Annotated in this window: 10 protein-coding genes, 1 tRNA gene and 1 other RNA gene; 7 read left to right on the top strand and 5 right to left on the bottom strand. The window is 67.2% G+C overall.

Features of this window, described 5'->3' with window-relative positions:
* Positions 1-157: 157 nt before the first annotated feature.
* Positions 158-3172 (bottom strand): autotransporter outer membrane beta-barrel domain-containing protein, encoded by a 3015-nt coding sequence (locus AC5P9F_RS03290; protein WP_197638097.1) that lies wholly within the window; start codon positions 3170-3172, stop codon positions 158-160.
* A 294-nt stretch (positions 3173-3466) separates the two neighbouring features.
* On the opposite strand from AC5P9F_RS03290, the gene AC5P9F_RS03285 reads away from it, so the two are divergent.
* Entirely contained in the window at positions 3467-3871 is a 405-nt protein-coding gene (locus tag AC5P9F_RS03285; protein ID WP_005408281.1) for a DUF6165 family protein, read from the top strand.
* Between the two features lie 78 nt (positions 3872-3949).
* Here the strand turns inward: AC5P9F_RS03285 and AC5P9F_RS03280 are convergent, their stop codons facing one another.
* Complete coding sequence (locus AC5P9F_RS03280; protein WP_099484873.1) at positions 3950-4996, bottom strand: glycosyltransferase family 9 protein; 1047 nt, start codon at positions 4994-4996, stop codon at positions 3950-3952.
* 20 nt (positions 4997-5016) lie between these two features.
* On the opposite strand from AC5P9F_RS03280, the gene AC5P9F_RS03275 reads away from it, so the two are divergent.
* The 3 genes from AC5P9F_RS03275 to AC5P9F_RS03265 are packed head-to-tail and all read left to right on the top strand — an operon-like array spanning position 5017 to position 6919.
* Positions 5017-5766: a 3-deoxy-D-manno-octulosonic acid kinase gene (locus tag AC5P9F_RS03275; RefSeq protein WP_111198292.1), complete on the top strand. Its 750-nt coding sequence runs from the start codon at positions 5017-5019 to the stop codon at positions 5764-5766.
* Positions 5766-6533 carry an MBL fold metallo-hydrolase gene (locus AC5P9F_RS03270; protein ID WP_164225267.1) on the top strand — a complete coding sequence of 256 codons (768 nt, stop codon included), beginning with the start codon at positions 5766-5768 and terminating at the stop codon, positions 6531-6533. Before AC5P9F_RS03275 ends, AC5P9F_RS03270 begins: the two co-directional genes overlap by 1 nt.
* Positions 6530-6919 (top strand): nuclear transport factor 2 family protein, encoded by a 390-nt coding sequence (locus AC5P9F_RS03265; protein ID WP_164225268.1) that lies wholly within the window; start codon positions 6530-6532, stop codon positions 6917-6919. The genes AC5P9F_RS03270 and AC5P9F_RS03265 overlap by 4 nt, the downstream gene beginning before the upstream one ends.
* Before the next feature lie 78 nt (positions 6920-6997).
* Here AC5P9F_RS03265 and ffs read toward each other — a convergent pair.
* An RNA gene (gene ffs / locus AC5P9F_RS03260) (signal recognition particle sRNA small type) lies at positions 6998-7094 on the bottom strand.
* Positions 7095-7394: 300 nt separating this feature from the next.
* On the opposite strand from ffs, the gene AC5P9F_RS03255 reads away from it, so the two are divergent.
* Both AC5P9F_RS03255 and AC5P9F_RS03250 read left to right on the top strand, forming a co-directional pair.
* On the top strand, positions 7395-7712 hold the full coding sequence (locus tag AC5P9F_RS03255) for a DMT family transporter (protein ID WP_005408286.1): 318 nt from the start codon (positions 7395-7397) through the stop codon (positions 7710-7712).
* Positions 7713-8070: 358 nt separating this feature from the next.
* Entirely contained in the window at positions 8071-18963 is a 10893-nt protein-coding gene (locus tag AC5P9F_RS03250) for an autotransporter-associated beta strand repeat-containing protein (RefSeq protein WP_308680071.1), read from the top strand.
* Positions 18964-19019: 56 nt separating this feature from the next.
* On the opposite strand, the gene AC5P9F_RS03245 is transcribed toward AC5P9F_RS03250, so the two are convergent.
* Entirely contained in the window at positions 19020-19463 is a 444-nt protein-coding gene (locus AC5P9F_RS03245; RefSeq protein WP_033835198.1) for a GNAT family N-acetyltransferase, read from the bottom strand.
* 340 nt (positions 19464-19803) lie between these two features.
* Between AC5P9F_RS03245 and AC5P9F_RS03240 the strand changes: the two genes are divergently transcribed.
* The gene (locus AC5P9F_RS03240; RefSeq protein ID WP_239498936.1) at positions 19804-20214 is read left to right on the top strand and encodes a DUF3592 domain-containing protein; all 411 of its coding nucleotides are present in this window, start codon (positions 19804-19806) and stop codon (positions 20212-20214) included.
* Between the two features lie 335 nt (positions 20215-20549).
* Here AC5P9F_RS03240 and AC5P9F_RS03235 read toward each other — a convergent pair.
* Positions 20550-20642 (bottom strand) — tRNA-Ser (locus AC5P9F_RS03235).
* Positions 20643-20699: the final 57 nt, after the last annotated feature.

The raw sequence follows: 20699 nt of genomic DNA, 5'->3' as shown, positions 1-20699 counted from the left end.
TTTCTTCTTTCATCTGGCGCGGGAACGCGACGCGCGTTTCGCGCGTCGCCCGAGACGTTGCGCCGCTCGTTGCCCGCTGGGTGCATCCACGCACGGCGTGGAAGGCAAGGCCATTCGCACAGGGTGGGGATCCATGCCCTGTGCGAATGGCGTGTGCTCAGAACGTGTAGCCCAGCCCCAGCTGTATGCCGTTCTGGGTCTGGCCGTCGCGCCGCTCGCCCACGTAATCAACCATCACCGACAGGCGCTTGCTGGCACGGCTGGTCACGCCCAGGTTCCAGGCCAGGACCTGCTCACCGACGGGCTGGCTGCTGGCACTGAACAGCAGGTCCGGGGCGGCGGCGAAGCCGTTGCTGTAGCGGGCCTGGGTATCGCCCAGCTCCTTCTGCCAGACCACGCGGGCCCGCGGGGTGATGCGCTCGCCGTTGTTGCCGTCGAAGGTCTTGAACAACTGCAGGCCGGCGCCTACGCGGATGCTTTCCAGGCTGCCACTGCGGCCGATGAGTGCGGCTGCGTCCTGGCCTTCGTTGAAGTGCGTGGCCGAGGTGCGCATGTAGTCGATCACCGGCAGCAGCGGCTGTATCACCAGGCCGTTGCCGGTGGTGAACGAGAACGCATGCTCCACGCGCGCGGAAATCGCGTCGTTGCTGTACTTCGCACGCAGCGGTGCCTGCAGGCCCTCGATCCCCTCGATGCTGCGACGGGTATCGTGGCGAAGATCGGTGTAGCGGACAGCGGCGGACAGGTAGCCGCGCGAATAGAGCGCGTCCACGTAGCCGCCGATATCCAGCGCGCGGACATCGCCGCTGAATCCTGCACCTTCGCTGGGCCTGGTCGACATGTCGGCCGCGGCAAGGCTCACGCCCAGTGTCACACGGTCGTCTGCCAGGCGGGTATCGGCACCAAGTGCGATGCCGCCGATGGTGTGGCTCAGGCCGGCGACGCCGGCATCACCCTCGATACGGCCGTGGCTGCCGAAGCCCCGCGCCCAGAAGCTGCGGTTGCGTCCGGCGTCGCCCGCATCACTGCCCGCATCCGCCGGTGCGACCAGGTGCATCGCCAGCTGGTTGAACAGGCGATTGCCGGTCATCGCAGATTGTGCCGAGGCCGTCTGTGCGGCCTGTGCAGCCAGGCCGTCCGCATCGCCACCGCTGCGTGATGCTGCCTGGTGCTGCTGCACGACGTTGCCGATGCTGCCGACCAGTGCGGAATCGGCCAGGCGCAGGCTGGCATGCCCGTCGCCACGCAGTGCTCCCGCCTGGCGCGCGATGTCATCGCGGTCAGCGAACTGCAGGGCGCCCAGCAGTCCGCTCATCGAGGAAGTGCGCTGTGCAGCCGCCTGTTGCAGTGCGATGCCCAGGCCGTCGCCGGACGGGGCATTGCCGAACAAGCGTGTGTCGTCGAAGGAGGGATTGGCGGTCAGCCACAGGCCACTGCCGGTCTGATTGACGGTGAAGCTGAGCAGTGAATTGTGGCGAGGGCGGAATACAGCGCCGGGAGCGGTGAGGTCCACCGCGCTGCCGGCCTCGCCACTGCGCTCGACGTACTGGAAGCGCCCTTCGATGAAGTCCGACACCGGCGCTGCGCGGGTCAGGGTATCGGGCGTAGCGGTGCGGCACCACAGGCCAGCGTACTCACCGTTCGACGCGCTGCAGGGGGCGATGGGCAGCTGCAGGGCGCTGGCATCCACCTGGGTTCCCACCAGGTGGTTCTGCTGCCCGGCCGGGAAGAACGCCTGCTTGACGTCCAGCGTCAGCCTGGCGGCGGGGGCAATGCTCAGCACGGCGCGGTTGATGTTGCCGAACAGGTTGTAGTCCCCCGTCTGCCGGTCCTCATCGACCAGGAAGTAGCGGGCTTCTTCCAGCGTCAGTGCCGGTGCAGTGCGCTGGCTGTCGACCTCGAAGGCCAGGTTCGCACCGTCATTGAGGTTGATGTAGCGACCCTTGCCGATCCGGAAGCGCTCGCTGGTGAACACGTCGTCGCCACCCGGTGCGAGTGCTTCCAGCGAGTAGGGGCGCATGACGATGCCGGACGGCGCGAGCGTTCCGCCCTCGTTGATGTCGATCGTGGCATTCAATGAACCGTGCCCGGTCAGCACGCCGCCGCGTTCGATCACGGTCAGGCTGCGCAGTGCGCCCTGCTGCAGTTCGATGCGCCCGCCATTGCGGGCGCCGATGGCTTCGGCGTGGTGGATCCAGCCATTCTGCTGCAGGCGCAGGGTGCCGCCATCGGCGACCACATACTGGGCGGCGGAAGCGGTATCCAGCGACCAGACCCCGCCCTTGCCGATACGGATCACACCGAAGGCGTCGTCCAGCCGGATGTCCGGGGCCGACTGCTGGAAGTAGCGCAGGTTGGCCAGCGCATTGGTGTAGCGCCCGCGCACGGCCAGGTTCGGATTGAGGTCTCCGCTCACGTCCTTGTCGACGGAAAGCACGTCGCCGGTCTGGACGTAACCGGCTTCGGTGACGACGCGATCACTGTAGAAGGTCACACCGGGATACGCGGTGCAGTTGCCTGCCGCGCTCTGGTCGCGGGTCGGGCAGAAGCGCGTGGCCACGGCCGCCACGTTCGGGTCGAAGTAGCGCAGGAAGCCCGACTGCTGGGTCAGTTCATAGTGCGCCTGGACGATGCGCGCTTCGATGACCGCGAAGTCGGTCGGGCCGAACATGTCCCGGTAGTACTTGATGTACTTGTCCTGCCCCGGGTACGGGGTAGGGCCGTTCGGGCCGGATTCGCCATGGATGCCCAGCACCGTCTCCGTGTAGTTGCCGTGCGCCGGCAGCAGGCCGAATTGCGTGACCTTGCGCTTCACGCCGGCAACGAAGGCGTCGGCGCAGGCCGAGTAGCAGCCGCCGTCCAGCACGGTATCCAGCCCATGCTGGCGGATGATGGCGCCCATGCCCACGCCACCGGAGGCGGCCCCGCCCGGCGAGTTGCGGAACACCACCTGGCGCAGCGGCGTACCACGGGCCTGCGCGGCGAGGATGTAGGCCTCCAGCGTCTGCGGATCGGTCGCCAGCACGTTGCCGGTGTAGTAGAGCGTGTCTCCATTCACGTGGAAGGCACTGGCATGGGCCTGCGGCGAGGCAGCGATGCCGAGAAGCGCTGCAACAAGGGCACTGCCGAGGGCGGTGGCGCGACGGGTGGGGAGGGCGGGATGTCGATGCATGCGGAGTTCCACGGAAAGGAGTGAAGTGCGGTTGCCGCCCCTTTTTCGCTGCATGAACACGCTGATGCGGCGTGGTTTCAACACGTTGCAGCGTGGGCAGGGCGGCGGGTCGCGCGCGCTCGGCCGTTGGATTGGCCGGGCGAGGAGGGCGACAGGCCGCCTCTCCAGACCGCTAACGCAGCTGCGGGGGGTTCTCCCCCAGTCATCGCGCTCGGCTGACCATGCAGGCGCCGGGGCGCAGCGTTTGCGCCGCGCGGGTTACCATGTATGCATCACCTGCTGGAGCCTTCCCCCATGAGCGCTGAAATCCTTGTCCCCGTGTCCTTCGGCGAGCTGCTGGACAAGATCTCGATCCTGCAGATCAAGTCCGAGCGCATCAGCGACGAGGGCAAGCTGGCCAACGTGCGCAGGGAGCTGTCGGCGCTGGAGCAGACCTGGATGGCGCACCCGGCGGCGGTGAAGGACATCGCCAAGCTGCGTGCCGAGCTGAAGGCGGTCAACGAGCAGCTGTGGGACATCGAGGACGACATCCGCCTGAAGGAAAAGGCGCAGGCGTTCGACCAGGGCTTCGTCGACCTGGCGCGCAGCGTCTACCTGCGGAACGACGAGCGTGCGCGCATCAAGAAGGCGATCAACCTGGCGCTGGGCTCGGCGTACGTGGAAGAGAAGTCCTACCAGGATTACGCGCAGCGCGCGTAATCCCGGCGGCCAAAAGGGGGGGGGCCACGTCACGCGTGGATGAAACCGAAGGGCGCAGGCCAACGCCCGGCCGGCCCATCACCCCAGATGATCGGCCACGTAACGCTCGAAAGCCGCGATGCCGTCTTCGACAGTGATCAGTTCCATCACATCGTCGAACTCGATCTTGGTGCCCCATTTCAGATCGGCGGCCTGCTTGGCCAGGTACTTGCGTGCGGCGTCGTCGTAGCGGTCCACGCAGTAGCGGCGGTCCGAGTACGGTCCGCTGCGGTTCGGGTTGCTGGCCGCATGCAGGCCCAGCACCTTGGCGCCCATCGCGTTGGCGATGTGCATCGGGCCCGAGTCCGGAGTCATCACCAGGTTGGCGCGGGCAAGCAGGGCAGGCAGCTGCTTCAAGGTGTCCTTCCCGACCAGGTCCAGCGCCGGCGTGAGCAGTTGTGCCTGGATGGCATCGGCCATGCTGCGCTCCAGTTCGCTGCGGCCACCGCACAGCACCACCTGCCAACCACGCTGCGCGGCGTGGTTGGCCACGGCTGCATAGCGGTCTGCATACCAGTTGCGGCGCACGTGGCTGGAACAGGGCGAGATCATCAGCACCGGGCGCCCATCGTCCTGCCATTGCGCAGCGGCCCAGTCATATGCGGACTGTGGCACGGCCAGGTCCCAGCTGACCTCGGTCTGGCGCAGGCCCAGCGGCTCGCAGAAGCTGCCGATGGCATCCAGCACATGAATGCCGGGGCGGTCGGGAATGCGCTCGTTGATGAAGAGCCCGTGCAGGTCCTTGGAACGGCTGCGGTCGTAGCCGATGCGGCGCTCGGCGGGAATGAACGCCGACAGCAGGTTGGCGCGGAACGCCACCTGCATCTGCAGCAGCGCTTCAAAACGCCCCGGTGGCAGCTGTTTGCGCAGCTCCTTGACCCCTGCCATGCCGCTCTTCTTGTCGTAGGCGTGGAAGGTGACGCCGGGCAGGCCATCGAGCAGTTTGTGGCCGACCTTGTCGATGATCCAGTGGATCGGCGTGTCCGGACGCGCAGCCTGCAGGGTGCGCACCAGGGGCACCACGTGGGTGACATCGCCGAGTGCGGACAGGCGCAGGAGGCACAAGGAGGAGGACGCTGATGCCATGTGTTGTTAGACTCAATGAAATGGTCGCATTCGACGCCAATGAAGCGCTGACGCCATGCCGCGAGGGTCGCGGCATCGGGGCCATTCTGTTCGACCGCGAGCGGCTGCGGCAAGCCGAGGTTGGCCTGTTCTCCCCCCAGCACTGGGGCAGCAAGGCCCGGCCGGTCGGCGAGGGCGGCCGCGGCAGCGCCTGGTTCATCGATGCGCCGTTCGGCGCCAGCGTGCTGCGCCACTACCTGCGCGGCGGCCTGGCAGCGAAGATCAGCCATGACCAGTACCTCTGGCGTGGCTCGGACCGGACCCGGAGCTTTGCCGAATTCCGCCTGATGCGCACCCTGCGCGAGAAGAAGCTGCCGGTGCCCCGGCCGATCGCCGCGTACTACATGCGCGAAGGCCTGCGCTACCGGGCGGCAATCCTGATGGAGCGGATCGAGGGCGTGCGCTCGCTGGCCGACCGTGCGCTGGTCGCCGGACGGGGCGCGCCCTGGGAAGAGACCGGGCGGCTGATCGCCCGCTTCCACCGTGCCGGCCTGGACCATGCCGACCTCAACGCGCACAACATCCTGTTCGATGGCAACGGCCATGGCTGGCTGATCGACTTCGACCGCGGGGTGATCCGCATTCCGGCCACCGCCTGGCGCGAACGCAACCTCAAGCGCCTGCTGCGCTCGCTGATCAAGCTGCGCGGCGAGCGCAGCGTGGAGGACGTGCAGAAGGACTACGCGCGGCTGAGGCGCGCCTATGACATGGCCTGGAACCGGGGCACCTGATGGGCTGGTCGTTGCGTTTCCTCGGCGTCGGCAACGCGTCGGCGGTCGAGCTGGGGTCGCCGATGTCGGTGATCGAGCGGGACGGGCGGCCATGGCTGACGATCGACTGCGGCGGCGAAGGCCTGACCGCGTTCAAGGCGCACTACGGGCACATGCCGCAGGCACTGTTCGTCACCCATGTGCACCTGGATCACGTGGCCGGTTTCGAGCGGCTGTTCGTCGATACCTTCTTCAGCACGCAGCGCCGCGGCAAGGTGCGCCTGTATGTGCCTGCCACCGTGGTGCCGCTGCTGCACAAGCGCATCGGTGACTACCCGAACGTGCTGGCCGAGGGCGGTGCCAACTTCTGGGATGCGTTCCAGTTGATCGTGGTGGGCGAGGCGTTCTGGCACGAGGGCGTGCGCCTGGAAGCATTCCCGGTACGCCACCACTGGCCGGAGACGGCGTACGGCCTGCGCCTGCAGGGCGCGCTGACCTGGAGTGGTGATACCCGGCCGATTCCGGAGATGCTGGCCCGCTTCGCCAATGACAACGAACTGATCGCCCACGACTGCGGCCTGCACGGCAATCCGTCGCATACCGGTGTGGACGACCTGGAGCGCGAGTACAGCGCGGAACTGCAGGCGCGGATGATGCTCTACCACTACGCCAGCGTGGCTGATGGTGTGGCGCTGGCCGCGCGCGGCCACCGCGTGGCGCAGCCGGGGCAGTGCGTGCCGCTGGCAACCCCGACTGCACCGCACGTGCTGGCGCAGGATCCGCCGTGAGCGGTGCCGGCCAGCCCGCCGACGCGACGCTGGCCGCCGGACTGGAGGTGCTGGAGCGCGCGCTGCATGCGCCTGCGGTGCGGGCCGATCCTGAGCGCCTTGACGCATTGCTGGACGAGGATTTCAGCGAGATCGGCAGTTCCGGGCAATGCTATGGCCGTGATGCAGCCTTGCAGGAGATCCCGTTGGAGCGCGCGCAGGTGCTGATCGAATCGGAACAGTACGCGGTGTGGTTGTTGGCCGACGGTCTGGCCCAGGTGCGTTATCGCAGCCGCCATTACCTCGACGGCCAGCCGCAAGGCTGGGTGCTGCGCAGCTCGCTGTGGCGCCGGCACGGGGATGGATGGCGCATGCTGTTCCACCAGGGCACGCCCGAGGCACGGTAGGACCGGGTCATGTCCGGCGAAGGGCGCCAACCAGGGGTGGCACCTGCCAGGGGCGGGGCGTCGCCGGAAAAGGCGATGGCCCCGCCGGCTGACCTCGGCGCCCGCGTCGATCGATACCGTTGCTGCCTTCCGGCCCTGGCGGGGTTTTCGACCTAGCGTCGCGAGGGGCCGACGGGGCCACCATAGAGACGTCGGCCGCCCGGAGGGCAGCCAGTTCACGGACCAGGGGAAGCAGCGCGCGATGCGCCAGAGACCACAGCCGGACTGCGCATCGGCTGGCCGATGGCAGACGCGTAGTCTAGCGCAGGCAGGTGCATCGACGCCAGCTTCACGCGCTGAATCCGCTGTAACCCGTTCCCGCCCATGGCGGCCCGGGCCACCCGCCGTTGCTAGAATGCCGGCCAGGAGGAACGGCCTCCCCCATATCGGGAATCAAAGACCAGGACGGCCTGGCCCTACCAAGAGGAGGGCCGTCATGGCCTGGATCTATCTGTTGTTCGCCGGCCTGCTGGAAATCGTCTGGGCCGTGTCCATGAAGCAGTCCGAAGGCTTCACCAAGCTCACCCCCACCGTGGTCACGATCGTCGGCATGATCGCCAGCTTCTGGTTGCTGGCGGTGGCCATGCGCAGCCTGCCGCTGGGCACCGCCTATACGATCTGGACCGGCATCGGCGCGGTCGGTGCGTTCGTGGTTGGCATCGTGTTCCTCGGCGAGCAGGTCAGCCCGATGCGGATCGGTGCAGCGGTGCTGATCGTTTCCGGCCTGGTGCTGATGAAACTCTCGAGCAGCTGAATGATTTACTTATGGCGGGGAAAGGAATCTCCGCTTGCAGCAGGTATATGCATTTTCGGCAAGACCATTTTGTCCGCCCGTTTTATTTGACGTACGTCATGAAAATAACGAGCGTGATTCACATGCCGCTGGCACCGACGGTCGCACAGTGCCGCCATTCGTCGGGCGAAACCGGGGAGTTTTCGCCTTGAGGGACACGCTGTCGTACCTGTCACCGGGTGCGACGGCGTGAAGATGTGAAGATTTTCAGGAGTTAATGTCTTCAAACCTTGTTTCCGTATCGGGAGCCGGGGTGGGCCGCATTGTCTCCAAAAAACCTGCCAGCTGTGCCATCCGGTCTTTTCATGGAGATTTACCGATGAACCGCATTTACCGTCTGGTTTTCAATCGTGCCCTTGGGGTAATGCAGGTTGCTTCGGAGGTCGCCCGGAATCCCGGCGGAAGCGCGGTCAGCGCAGGGCGGGTGCCGCGATTGCGGGCGCACCAGCTGGCGGTGGCTTTGGCCGCAACACTGGCCAGCGGATCGGCGTTTGCAGCGTGCACCGGCACCACAACCGTAAACTGCGACAGCACCACCAACATCAACAACTACTCCAACGCGACCAACGGCCTCACGCTGAACATCGCCGCGGGTGCATTGCTGCGTACGCCGCCGGTCGTAGGTGGCGGCAACGCAGCAACGCTGACCGGCGACAACGTGACGGTCAACAACAATGGCACGATCGATCCGAGCTCGATCATCCTCGCCTCGCCCGGCCTGGTCATCGGCAATGGTTCTGCCAACAACAGCGCGATCGTCGTCAACAACAACGCCAGCGGACAGATCAAGGGTGTCGTCAACATCGCAACGCTGCTGGGCTTCGGTGGACAGGCGCTGGTGGCACAGAATGTCAACGGCACCACCACCATCAACAACGCCGGCCTGATCAGCACGTCGCTGATCGGTGCAGGCAGCGTTTCCGACGCGACCACGGTGGTGACCTATGGTGGTGCAGCCGCCAATGTGACCAACACAGGCACCATCGACGGACGCGTCGGCCTGGGTGCTTCTGGCGGTAACACGTTCCTCAATGCGGGGGCGGTCAGTGGCAGCGTTCACCTGGGTGATTCAACCGGCGGCAACACCTTCACCGCAGTGTCGGGTTCCAGCGTTGTGAGCGGCGGCGGCAGCGCTCTTGCCGGCGTGATTACCGGTGTCACCGGGGTAAAGGTTGCGGCAGCGGGATCGGTCGACGCCGGTACCGGCAGTGGTGCGGCCAACAACACGCTGGTGTTGCAGAACGTCGTCAGCGGTCCGGGGTCCGGCATCGGCGGAGCGGTGACCACGCTGGGCTGGAACCAGTACCTCAACTTCCAGAAGCTCACCGTCAACAGCGGCACCTGGAACCTGCAGGGTGCGTGGGCGGGTGCGGGTACGACCACGCTCAATGATGGCCTGGTCAATTTCAACAATGCCGGTTCCTTCGGCACAGGGCTGTTCACCGCCAACGGCGGTGCCATCGCCTCCGCCACGGCCGGTCTGAACCTGGCCAACCCTTTCAGCCTTGGTGGCAATCTGTCCCTGGCAGGGACCAATGCGTTCAGCCTGGGGGGCTTGCTGTCCGGTACTGGCGGGCTGACGGTCAACAACACCGGCATCGTCACGCTCGGCGGCGCAAACCTGTTCTCCGGCGGCGTCAACCTCAATGCCGGCGGCCTGCTGCTGGGCAATGCGGGCGCGCTGGGCAGCGGCAACCTGACCGTGGGTGGCAGCGCTTCACTGGATACGACGTCGGGCTTCACCCTGGGCAACAATCTGGTGATCAATGGCGGGGGCTCGCTGAACCTGCTGGGCAGCAATGCGTTGTCATTGAACGGTTCGATCTCCGGTGCCGGCAACCTGACCAAGAGCGGCGCCGGCACCCTCACCTTGAACGGCGCCAATGCGCTGACCGGCAGTTTCAACCTGGCCGGAGGCGCGTTGGCGCTGGGCGCGGGCGGCAGCCTGTCACCCACCGGCGCGATCACGGTCGGCGTCGGTACCACCCTGGACCTGTCGGCGGCCGCCAACCAGACCATCGGTTCGCTGGCGGGCCTCGGCGGTTCGGTCAACCTGGGCAGCCACACGCTCACCCTCGCGGGGCTGGGCGATACCAGCTACAGCGGTACGTTCGCCGCAGGCACGGGTGGCCTGGTCAAGCTGGGCACCGGCGTGCAGACCTTGTCGGGCGTGAACAACCTCAGTGGCGGCGTGGCACTCAACGGCGGTGGCCTGCTGCTGGGCAATGCTGCTGCGCTGGGCAGCGGTGCGCTCAGTGTCGGCGGCAACGTGACGCTCGATGGAACCACGGGGGCGCTTGCACTGGCCAACGCGGTCAACCTCGGTTCGGGTGCCAGCCTCAATCTGCTCGGCAACCAGGCGTTGACGTTCAACGGCGTGATCGGTGGCACCGGCAGCCTGGTCAAGAGTGGTGCGACCACGCTGACCCTCAACGCTGCAAATACCTTTGGTGGTGGGCTGGCGCTCAATGCCGGTGGCCTGGTCCTGGGCAATGCCGGCGCGCTCGGAACCGGCGCGCTGAATGTCGGCGGTGCGACAACGCTCGATGCCAGCGCGGCGCTGAGCGTGGGCAATGGCATCAACCTCGGCGCAGGTGGCCTGCTGAATGTACTGGGCAGCAGTGCATTGACGCTGGGCGGCGCCATCGGTGGCACCGGCAGCCTGGTCAAGAACGGTGCAGCCACGCTTACGCTGGGTGGCGCAAATACCTTCACCGGCGGCCTGGCGATCAATGCCGGCAAGGTTGCGGTGGGCAGCGGCGGAAGCCTGGCCGCCGGCGGCGCGGTCAGCCTGGCCGGCGCTGGCAGCACACTGGATATCTCGCTGGGTGGCAACCAGACCATCGGTGCGTTGTCCGGCGTGGCTGGCAGCACCCTGGCGCTGGGCAGCAGCACGCTGACCTTCGGTGATGCCACCAACCAGACCTTCGCCGGCGTGATCGGCGGCACCGGTGGCCTGATCAAGCAGGGCACCGGCGTGCAGACGCTGACCAGCGCCAGCACCTTCAGCGGTGGGGTGAATCTTGCCGCCGGTGGCCTGGTGCTGGGCAACGCCGGTGCGCTGGGAAGCGGTGCGCTGACCGTCAGTGGCAACGGTTCGCTGGACGCCACTGCTGCACTGAACCTGGGCAATGCGATCAACCTCGGCGCGGCGTTGACCCTGCCGGGCAGCCAGAACCTGGCCCTGGCCGGCAACGTCACCGGCACCGGCAGCCTGGTCAAGAATGGCGCGTCGACACTGACCTTGAACGGTACCAACACCTTCAGCGGTGGACTGAGCGCAAACGCCGGCAGTCTGCTGCTGGGCAACAGTGGCGCACTCGGTACGGGAGTATTGGGCATTGGCGGCAGCGTCTCGCTCGATGGCGGCGCCCCGCTGAACCTGGCCAACAATGTGTCCCTGGGCGCGGGTGCCGCGCTGTCGCTGCCGGGCTCGCAGGCGATCACGCTGGGTGGCGTGGTGTCCGGTGCCGGCAGGCTGGTCAAGAATGGTGCCACCACGTTGACCCTCAACGGCGCCAACAGCTTCGGCGGTGGGCTGACCGTCAACGGCGGCGGCGTGTTCCTGGGGAACGCCGGCGCACTGGGCACCGGTGCACTGTCGGTGGGCGCCAATGCCACGCTGGACAGTTCAGTAGCGCTGAACCTCGCCAACGACCTCAACCTTGGGGCAGGCGCGGCGCTGGATCTGCTGGGCAGCCAGAACGTGTCGCTGGGCGGTCTCATCAGTGGTACTGGCAGCCTGGTCAAAAACGGTACGGCGACGCTGGCGTTGAACGGCGCCAATACGTTCAGCGGGGGCGTCGGCCTCAACGCGGGCCTGCTGCAGCTGGGCAATGCGCAGGCGCTGGGTACCGGCCAGCTGGAGGTGGGCGGCAACGCTTCGCTGGAGGCCACAACGGCGCTGGCGCTGGGCAACAACATCGGTCTCGCTGCCGGTGCCAACCTTTCCGTGCTGGGTAGCAATGACCTGACGCTGGCCGGTCCGGTATTCGGTGCCGGTGGGCTGATCAAGGACGGCACGGCGCGGTTGACGTTGTCGGGCGCTAATACCTACAACGGAGGCACCACCATCAACGCCGGCACGCTGGCGCTGGGCGCAGGCGGCAGTCTCGCTGCAGCCGGTGCGGTGAATCTTGCCGGTGCGGGCGCGACACTGGACATCTCCGCAGCCGGTGCGGCACAGACCATCGGCGCGTTGAATGGCGTGGCGGGCAGCCAGCTGGCGCTGGGCGCGCAGTCGCTGACCTTTGGCGGTGCCAGCAATGGCAGCTTTGCCGGTGTGATCGGTGGTACCGGCGGCCTGGTCAAGACCGGCACGGGCGTGCAGACGCTGTCCGGTGCAAACACGTTCAGTGGTGGCCTTGCGCTCAACGCGGGTGGGTTGGTACTGGGCGATGCAGGTGCGCTTGGTACCGGTGCGCTGGGTATTGGCGGCACCACCACGCTGGACAGCACGGTGGCATTGAATCTGGCCAACGCGGTGAACTTCGGTGCCGGCACCCAGCTCACCCTGGGTGGAACCAGTGACGTTGCATTCGGAGGCGTGCTGAGCGGCAATGGCAGCCTGGTCAAGAATGGTGCGGGCCTGCTGACCCTCAACAACACCAACACCTTCGGTGGCGGGCTGACCTTGAACGGTGGTGGCCTGGTGGTCGGCGCGAATGGTGCGCTCGGTACCGGTGCGCTGGCGGTCAATGCCAGCACCACGCTGGATGCAGGCACTGCAGTGACGCTCGGAAATGCGGTCACGCTGGGCTCGGGCGTCGCACTCACGCTGCCCGGCAGCAATGCGCTGACGCTGTCCGGCGTGGTAGGCGGCAATGGCAGCCTGATCAAGAATGGCGGCACCACGCTGACGCTGTCCGGTGCCAACACCTACACCGGCGGTACCACCATCAACGCCGGCACGCTGGCGTTGGGCACGGGTGGCAGTCTCGCCGCAGTCGGTGATGTCACGTTGGGCGCAGGCGCAGGCTTCGATATCTCCGGTGCCGGCGGCAACCAGACCATCGGCGCGCTCAACGGCGCGGGCGGCAGCACGCTGACGCTGGGCGGCAATTCGTTGACCTTCGGTACCGCCGGCAACGCCGCGTTCGATGGCGTGATCAGCGGCGGTGGTGGCCTGGTCAAGGTGGGCGCGGGCGTACAGACCTTGTCCGGCGCCAATACCTTCGGTGGCGGCGTGACGCTCAATGCAGGCGGACTGGTGCTCGGCAATGATGCGGCGCTGGGCACGGGCGCATTGACCGTCGGTGGTGCTGCCACGCTGGATACCACCGGCCTGGCAACGCTGGCCAACAACATTGCGCTCAATGCCGGGCTGACCGTAATCGGGACCAATGCACTGACGCTCAACGGCGTCCTTTCCGGTACCGGCAGCCTCACCAAGAATGGCAGCGCGACGCTGACGTTGAATGGCGCCAACACCTACACCGGTGGCACCAACATCAACGCCGGCACGCTGGCGCTGGGGGCCGGTGCCAGCCTGGCCGCGAGCGGTACCGTCAATCTTGCCACCGGCGCCACGCTGGACCTGTCGGCCGGCAGTGGCACGCAGCAGTTCGGCACGCTGGTCGGCAACGGTACGGTGAACCTCGGTGCCAACTCGATCGAAGTGGGCGGCGCCACCGATGGCACCTTCAGTGGCTCGATCGCAGGCACCGGTGGCCTGACCAAGGTCGGTGCCGGCATCGAGACGCTGACCGGTGCCAACACCTACACCGGCGGCACGTTCATCAACGCCGGTACCCTGGCGATCGGCCCCGGCGGCAGTCTGGCCGCGACCGGTGCGGTGACGCTCACTGCGGCAGGCACGGGCTTCGATATCTCCACTGCCGGCGCCAACCAGACCATCGGGGCGTTGAACGGCGTGGCGGGTTCGACGGTGAGCCTGGGGGCGCAGACGCTGACCCTGGGCGGCGTTGGCAACAGCATCTTCGATGGCGCGATCTCCGGCACCGGCGGCCTGGTCAAGAACGGCGCCGGCAGCCTCACGCTGGGCGGTGCCAACCTGTTCAGCGGTGGCGTCGCGCTCAATGGCGGCGCATTGGTGGTCGGCAACAACGCTGCGCTCGGCAGCGGTGCGCTGACGGTGGGAAGCAACGCGACGCTGGATGCATCGACCGGCGTCAGCCTGGCCAACAGCATCAACCTCGCATCGGGTGCCAACCTCGATCTGCTTGGCAGCCAGGCGCTGACCCTGGGTGGCGTGATCTCCGGCACGGGCGGGCTGATCAAGGACGGTGCGGCCACGGTGACCCTGAGCGGCGCCAACACCTACACCGGTGGCACCACCATCAACAGCGGCACGCTGGCGATCGGTGCTGGTGGCAGCCTCGCCGCGACCGGCGCAGTGAACCTGGCCGGTGCCGGCACGTTCGACATTTCGGCGGGCAACCAGGCCATCGGTTCGCTGGCCGGCGTCGCCGGCAGTACGGTGGCGCTGGGCGGCAGCACGCTGACCCTGGGCGGCACCGTGGACAGCACCTTCAGCGGTGCGATCAGTGGCAACGGCGGCTTGGTCAAGAACGGCGCAGGCGTGCAGACGCTCAACGGCGCCAGCACCTTCAGCGGCGGCGTAGCGCTCAACGCCGGTGGCCTGGTGGTCGGCAACAATGCTGCGTTGGGCACCGGTGCGGTGACGGTCGGAGGCGCTGCGACGCTCGATTCGAACACGGCGGTCACCCTCGCCAACAACTTCACCCTCAACAACGCGTTGACCGTCCTCGGCAGCAACAACCTCACCCTCAACGGCATCCTCAGTGGTACCGGCTCACTGACCAAGGAGGGTGCCGCGACGCTGACCTTGAATGGTGCCAACACCTATACCGGCGGTACTTTCATCAACGCCGGCACCCTGGCACTGGGTGCTGGCGCCAGCCTGGCCTCCTCAGGCACCGTCAACCTGGCCACGGGGGCGACCTTCGATCTGTCAGCAGGCAGCGGCACGCAGCAGTTCGGTACCCTGATCGGCAGCGGTACAGTGAATCTGGGCGCCAACACGCTGACGATCGGAGGCCCTGCCAATGGCACCTTCAGTGGCTCGGTGGCCGGCTCCGGTGGCCTGATCAAGGAAGGTTCGGGCACCCAGACGTTGACCGGCACCAACACCTTCACCGGTGGCACCACCATCAACGCCGGCACGCTGGCGATCGGTGCCGGCGGCAGCCTCGCGGCGACTGGTGCGGTGAACCTGGCCAATGCCGGTACCGCCTTTGACATCAGCGCGGGTGGTGCGCAGGCGATCGGTTCGCTGGCAGGCGTGGCGGGTTCGACAGTGGCGCTGGGCGGCAGCACGCTGACCCTCAATGGCGTGGGCAATACCACCTTCGCCGGCACCATCGGAGGGGCCGGTGGCCTGGTAAAGAACGGCGCAGGCATCCAGGGCTTGACTGGCGTCAACGTCTTCACGGGCGGCGTGACCCTCAATGCCGGTGGCCTGCTGCTGGGCAACGGCGGTTCGCTGGGCATCGGCGCGCTGACCGTAGGCGGCAACGCCAGCCTGGACGGCACCAGCGCGCTGACCCTGGCCAACAGCGTGCAGCTGGCCGGCGGTACGCTGACCCTGGCCGGCAGCAACGCGTTGACCTTGAATGGCCCGATCAGCGGTGCCGGCGGCCTGCTGAAGGATGGCGCGGCGACGGTTACCCTCGGCGGCGCCAGCAGCTACACCGGCACCACGACCATCAACAGCGGCACGCTGGCGGTGGGTGCGGGCGGCAGCCTGTCTGGCGCCAGCACGGTGAACCTGGCCGGCACCAGCACGCTGGACATCAGTGCCGGTGGCAACCAGAGCATCGGCGGCCTGGCCGGTGTTGCCGGCAGCACGGTGGCGCTGGGCGGCGCAACGCTGACCACCGGCGGCAACAACGCCAGCACCACGTTTGCCGGCGTCCTCGGTGGTACCGGCGGCCTGGTGCAGAGCGGTACCGGAACGCTGACCCTGAGCGGCGACAACACCTACACCGGTGGTACCACCATCAACGGTGGCAGCACGCTGCAGATCGGCAGCGGTGGCAGCACCGGTTCGGTGCTGGGCGACATCACCAACAACGGCAGCCTGGTCTACAACCTTGGCACCACGGCAACCGTGGGCGCCGTGGTCAGTGGCAATGGCGGTCTGACCCAGGCCGGCAGCGGCACGCTGGTGCTGACCGGCAACAACACCTACACCGGAGGGACCACCATCAATGCCGGCGGCACGCTGCAGATCGGCAACGGTGGTGCGACCGGTGCGATCGTCGGCGACATCACCAACAACGGCGCGCTGGTGTCCAACGTGGCCGGCAACACCACGCTCGGTGGCACCATCAGCGGTAGTGGCGGCCTGACCCAGGCCGGCAGCGGCGTGCTGGTGCTGACCGGCAACAACACCTATACCGGCGGCACCACCGTCAATGCCGGTGGCACCCTGCAGGTGGGCAATGGCGGTGCGACCGGTGCGATCACCGGCAACGTTGCCAACAACGGCAGCCTGGTATTCAACGTGGGCGGCAACACCACCGTCGGTGGCGCGATCAGCGGCAGCGGTGGCCTGACCCAGGCCGGCAGCGGCGTGCTGACCCTGGTCGGCAACAACACCTATACCGGTGGCACCACGATCAATACCGGCGGTACGCTGCAGGTCGGCAACGGCGGGGCAACCGGCGCCATCGCTGGAGACATCACCAACAATGGCGCGTTGATCTCCAACGTGGCCGGCAACACGCAGCTGGGCGGCACCATCAGCGGTACGGGGGGCCTGACCCAGGCGGGCAGTGGGTCGCTGGTGCTGACCGGCACCAACACCTACACCGGGGGTACCACCATCAACGCCGGCGGCACGCTGCAGCTGGGCAATGGCGGCGCGACCGGCTCGATCATTGGCGATGTCACCAACAACGGCACGCTGCTGTCCAACGTGGCCGGCAACACCACGCTGGGTGGCACCATCAGCGGCAGCGGCGGCCTGACCCAGGCCGGCAGCGGCACTCTGACCGTGACCGGCAACAACACCTACACCGGGCCGACCACGATCAATGCAGGCGGCACGCTGCAGGTCGGCAACGGCGGTGCGACCGGCGCGATCGGTGGCAACGTCACCAACAACGGCAACCTGGTGTTCAACGTGGCCGGCAATACCACGGTCGGTGGCGCCATCAGCGGCAGCGGTGGCCTGACCCAGGCCGGCAGCGGCACGTTGATCCTGGGCGGCAACAACACCTATACCGGTGGCACCACCATCAACACCGGCGGCACGTTGCAGGTTGGCAACGGCGGCGCCAGCGGTGCGATCGCCGGCAACGTCAGCAACAACGGCAGCCTGGTGTTCAACGTGGGCGGCAACACCACCGTCGGAGGCACCATCAGCGGCATTGGTGGCCTGACCCAGGCCGGCACCGGAACGGTCACCCTGACCGGCAACAACACCTACACCGGCGGCACCACCATCAATGCCGGCGGCACCGTGCAGGTCGGCAATGGCGGCGCCAGCGGCTCGATCACCGGCAACATCACCAACAACGGTGGCCTGGTCATCAACACCGGCGGCACCACCACGCTGGGCGGCACCATCAGCGGTGGTGGCAGCATCGTGCAGGCAGGCCCGGGCGGCCTGAACCTGGGCGGCAACAGCGGCGGCTTCAGCGGCACCGGCCAGGTCACCGGCGGTGGCCTGAATGTCACCGGCAACATCGGTGGCCAGTGGACCATCGGCAGCGGTACCACGCTGTCCGGTACCGGGACCATCGGTGGCACGGGTGGCGGCGTGACGGTGTCCAGCGGCGGCGTGCTGTCGCCGGGCAATGGCCCGGGCAACGGCAGTGGTGCGGGCAATGGCACCGGCACGATCACGGTGGGCGGTAACCTGACGTTGTCGCCGGGCAGCACGCTGGGCGTCGATCTGGGTGCCACCGGCAGCGATACGGTACAGGTGGGCGGCAGCGCCAACGTGGGTGGCAGCATCGTCAAGGTGAATACCATCTCGCCGAACACCAGCTACCAGCAGGGCCAGCAGTACACCGTGATCAACGCGGGTGGTGGCGTCAGCGGGCAGTTCGCTTCGGCGACCTCGCCGTCGGCCTTCCTGACCATCACCCCGGTCTATACCGCCAACACGGCCAACCTGCAGATCGACGTAGCGCAGACCGCGGCATTCACCACGGCGGCGAAGACGCGCAACCAGTACAACACCGCTGCAGCGCTGGACAGCCTGCCGCAGAGTGGTCCGGCACTGGGCCTGTACAACACGCTGCTGATGTATGACGCGGGTACCGCGCGTGCGGCGTTCGACCAGTTGTCCGGCGAGGTACATGCGGCCAGCCGTGCGGTGCTGCTGTACGACAACTACCTGGAAGAGGGCATCCGCCAGCGTCTCGGCAGCGAACTGCCGACCGTGCGTGGCGAGCGTGCCTCGGCCTGGCTGGCCGGCAGCGGCAAGGTGTTCCGCCAGGACAGTGACGGCAACGGCGACGACATCCGCTCCAACCGCAATGCACTGATGGCGGGCGTGGACTGGCAGCTGGGCGAACACGTGGTGCTGGGTGCGGCCGCAGGCAACGAGCGGCTGGATACGCGTCTGTACGATCGCAGCTCGCGGGCCCGCCTGCGCGGCAACACGTTCGGCCTGTATGCGCAGGGCCAGTGGAACAACGGCTTTGCGGTCGGTGGCAGCGTATCGCGCGGTGACTACCGCACGCGTACCACGCGTGAGGTGCCGCTGCTGGGCCAGACCCTGTACAGCCGCCAGGATTCGGATGTGACCATCGCGCAGGTGGAGGGCAGCTGGACCTGGACCCATGGCAGGACCCAACTGCAGCCGTATGTGCAGTTCACCAGGCACTGGGTCGACAGCGATCGTGCGGTGGAGCAGGGCGGCACGGCTGCGCTGGTGCTGGAAGGCGGCAAGGACACGCTCAATGTCAGCACCGTGGGCGTGCGCGGCCGTTGGGATGTGGGCAGCGGCGAGCGCTTCCCGGCGCAGCTGACGGTTGGCCTAGGCTGGCAGCATGCATCGGGTGATACCGATGTGGCCAGCCGCAACCGCTTCGCGGTGGGCGGCAATGCCTTCGACGTCTACAGCGCGGTGATGGCACGCAATGCGCTGGTCAGTCAGGTGGGCGTGGCGGTGGGCCTCGGCCGCAACAGCCAGCTGTCGATGTTCGTGCAGGGCCAGCACGGCGATGGCCGCCGCGACGTGGGCGGGCAGATCAACCTGCGTGTGGGCTTCTGAGGAGAGTGGGGCGACGTTGGATCCACGCCTGCGTGGATCCAGGGCGGTGCGGAGGGCTAGACCCTCCGCTCCATCTCCACAGCATCGATCCCGGCGCCGTGGCCATTGGAAACGATCCGCGTCACCTGGAAGCCCAGGCCAGCATAGAAGCCCTGGGTGTGCTGGCTGGTACTGAGCGTGATGCGCTTGATCGAGGGATCCGCTTCGGCCTGGCGCAGGCGTGCCAACGCCAGTTCCCGGCCCAGTCCATGCCGGTGCAGCGCGCGCTGTACCATGCCCCAGCAGAAACCGGCACTGCCGTCGCCGCGTCGCGACAGGCCGCCGCACGCCACGATGCTGCCATCTCGCTCGATGACCTGGAATGCACAGTCCATGGCCTGTTCTTGCAGGAAGCGCTCAAAGTCGCTGCGCTCTTCGGGCGCGAAGTAGGTGGGCACGTTGCTGTCGAAAATCGACAGGCAGGCGCTGGCATCGGCGGGGCGGTAGAGGCGGAGGTTCATGGAAAATGCCTTGGCGTTGCCCGGGCGCATTTCAACCGTCCAGACGTTGTCCTTCTCGAGGGGGGGTATCGCACGACGAGGCCGCAGGGGCGCCGAAGTGCTCCAAGGTACATGGAGCGGAGTCGATCTTCTCACGGATGATTTCGCCCACTTCGAATGACTGTGCGGAACACAGGCGCCTGCACCAGGCGGGTGCGTCAGTGGCGAGGCGCATGCGGCCGCGATGGCATGCAGCGGGGCGCGGCGGCTCCTGGGCTATGCTTTCGACACGTGGGACTGACCGCGCGGCAGGATCCGCCGGCCCCATTCGTCTTCCTGCCTGCAACGGAGCTGCCCAGCGATGCCCGACCCTTCTCTTTCCCGGACTGCCCAGGTCATGCGCGGTCTGCTGTTTGGCGCGGTGGGGCTGTTGATCCTTGCCGTGGCCGCCTTCGAAGTGACGCATCGCCTTGAGTTCCTGCAGATCGCGCAGGCCGTCGATGGCCAGGTCGAGCGCCTGAACGCGGGCGGATCGCATCCGCAGATTGCGTTCACCACCGCGACCGGCCAACGCGTCTCTTACCCGCAGGGTGGCATGATCTTCGGCTATGAGCCTGGACAGCCGGTACGCGTGCTGTACGATCCGGCGCAACCGCGCCTGGACCCGGTCCTGGACACGTTCGGTGCGCTGTGGGGAATGACGGTCGTGTGGATGCTGCTGGGGCTGGCGTTCGTCGGCGCCTGCGTGCGGGGACTGCTCCGGCGCAGGTGACTCGCAGCGGATCGCGCGCTGTCGGCGGGCGGACCGTTGGACCTGCCCCTGGCGGCAGGGCCTGTTCAGTTCGGTAGTATCTGCCGCGCTTCCCGCCAGCCAAATAAAAAAGCCGCCCAGTGGGCGGCTTCTTCATTTATCTGGCGGAGAGAGGGGGATTGTCGGGTGCATCCCTGCACCCGATCCCGATGCGCGTTGCGCCCCGGGACCAGCCTGCGGCTGTCCGGTTCTGCTCCTGCAGAACCGTCGAACCCCGGCGGGGCTTCTCACCACCCATCCCATCCGCCAGACAAACGCAAAAGGGCCACCCTGTGGGCGGCCCTTTTGCGTTTGTCTGGCGGAGAGAGGGGGATTCGAACCCCCGAAGCGCGGTTTAGACGCTTACACACTTTCCAGGCGTGCTCCTTCAACCACTCGGACACCTCTCCGGATCCCTGCCATCGGCAAACGCCTCAGCAGGGGCGCAGATTCTAGCGGGCTGCGCG

The sequence above is a fragment of the Stenotrophomonas sp. YJH_SMC_4 genome (assembly GCF_059371575.1).
This window is presented reverse-complemented; position numbering and strand designations above follow the sequence as displayed.

What these genes read in the sequence shown, in the direction of transcription:
- AC5P9F_RS03290 (WP_197638097.1), bottom strand. Translation starts at nt 3,172, where the DNA reads ATGCATCGACATCCCGCCCTCCCCACCCGTCGCGCCACCGCCCTCGGC.
- AC5P9F_RS03285 (WP_005408281.1), top strand. Translation starts at nt 3,467, where the DNA reads ATGAGCGCTGAAATCCTTGTCCCCGTGTCCTTCGGCGAGCTGCTGGAC.
- AC5P9F_RS03280 (WP_099484873.1), bottom strand. Translation starts at nt 4,996, where the DNA reads ATGGCATCAGCGTCCTCCTCCTTGTGCCTCCTGCGCCTGTCCGCACTC.
- AC5P9F_RS03275 (WP_111198292.1), top strand. Translation starts at nt 5,017, where the DNA reads ATGGTCGCATTCGACGCCAATGAAGCGCTGACGCCATGCCGCGAGGGT.
- AC5P9F_RS03270 (WP_164225267.1), top strand. Translation starts at nt 5,766, where the DNA reads ATGGGCTGGTCGTTGCGTTTCCTCGGCGTCGGCAACGCGTCGGCGGTC.
- AC5P9F_RS03255 (WP_005408286.1), top strand. Translation starts at nt 7,395, where the DNA reads ATGGCCTGGATCTATCTGTTGTTCGCCGGCCTGCTGGAAATCGTCTGG.
- AC5P9F_RS03250 (WP_308680071.1), top strand. Translation starts at nt 8,071, where the DNA reads ATGAACCGCATTTACCGTCTGGTTTTCAATCGTGCCCTTGGGGTAATG.
- AC5P9F_RS03245 (WP_033835198.1), bottom strand. Translation starts at nt 19,463, where the DNA reads ATGAACCTCCGCCTCTACCGCCCCGCCGATGCCAGCGCCTGCCTGTCG.
- AC5P9F_RS03240 (WP_239498936.1), top strand. Translation starts at nt 19,804, where the DNA reads ATGCCCGACCCTTCTCTTTCCCGGACTGCCCAGGTCATGCGCGGTCTG.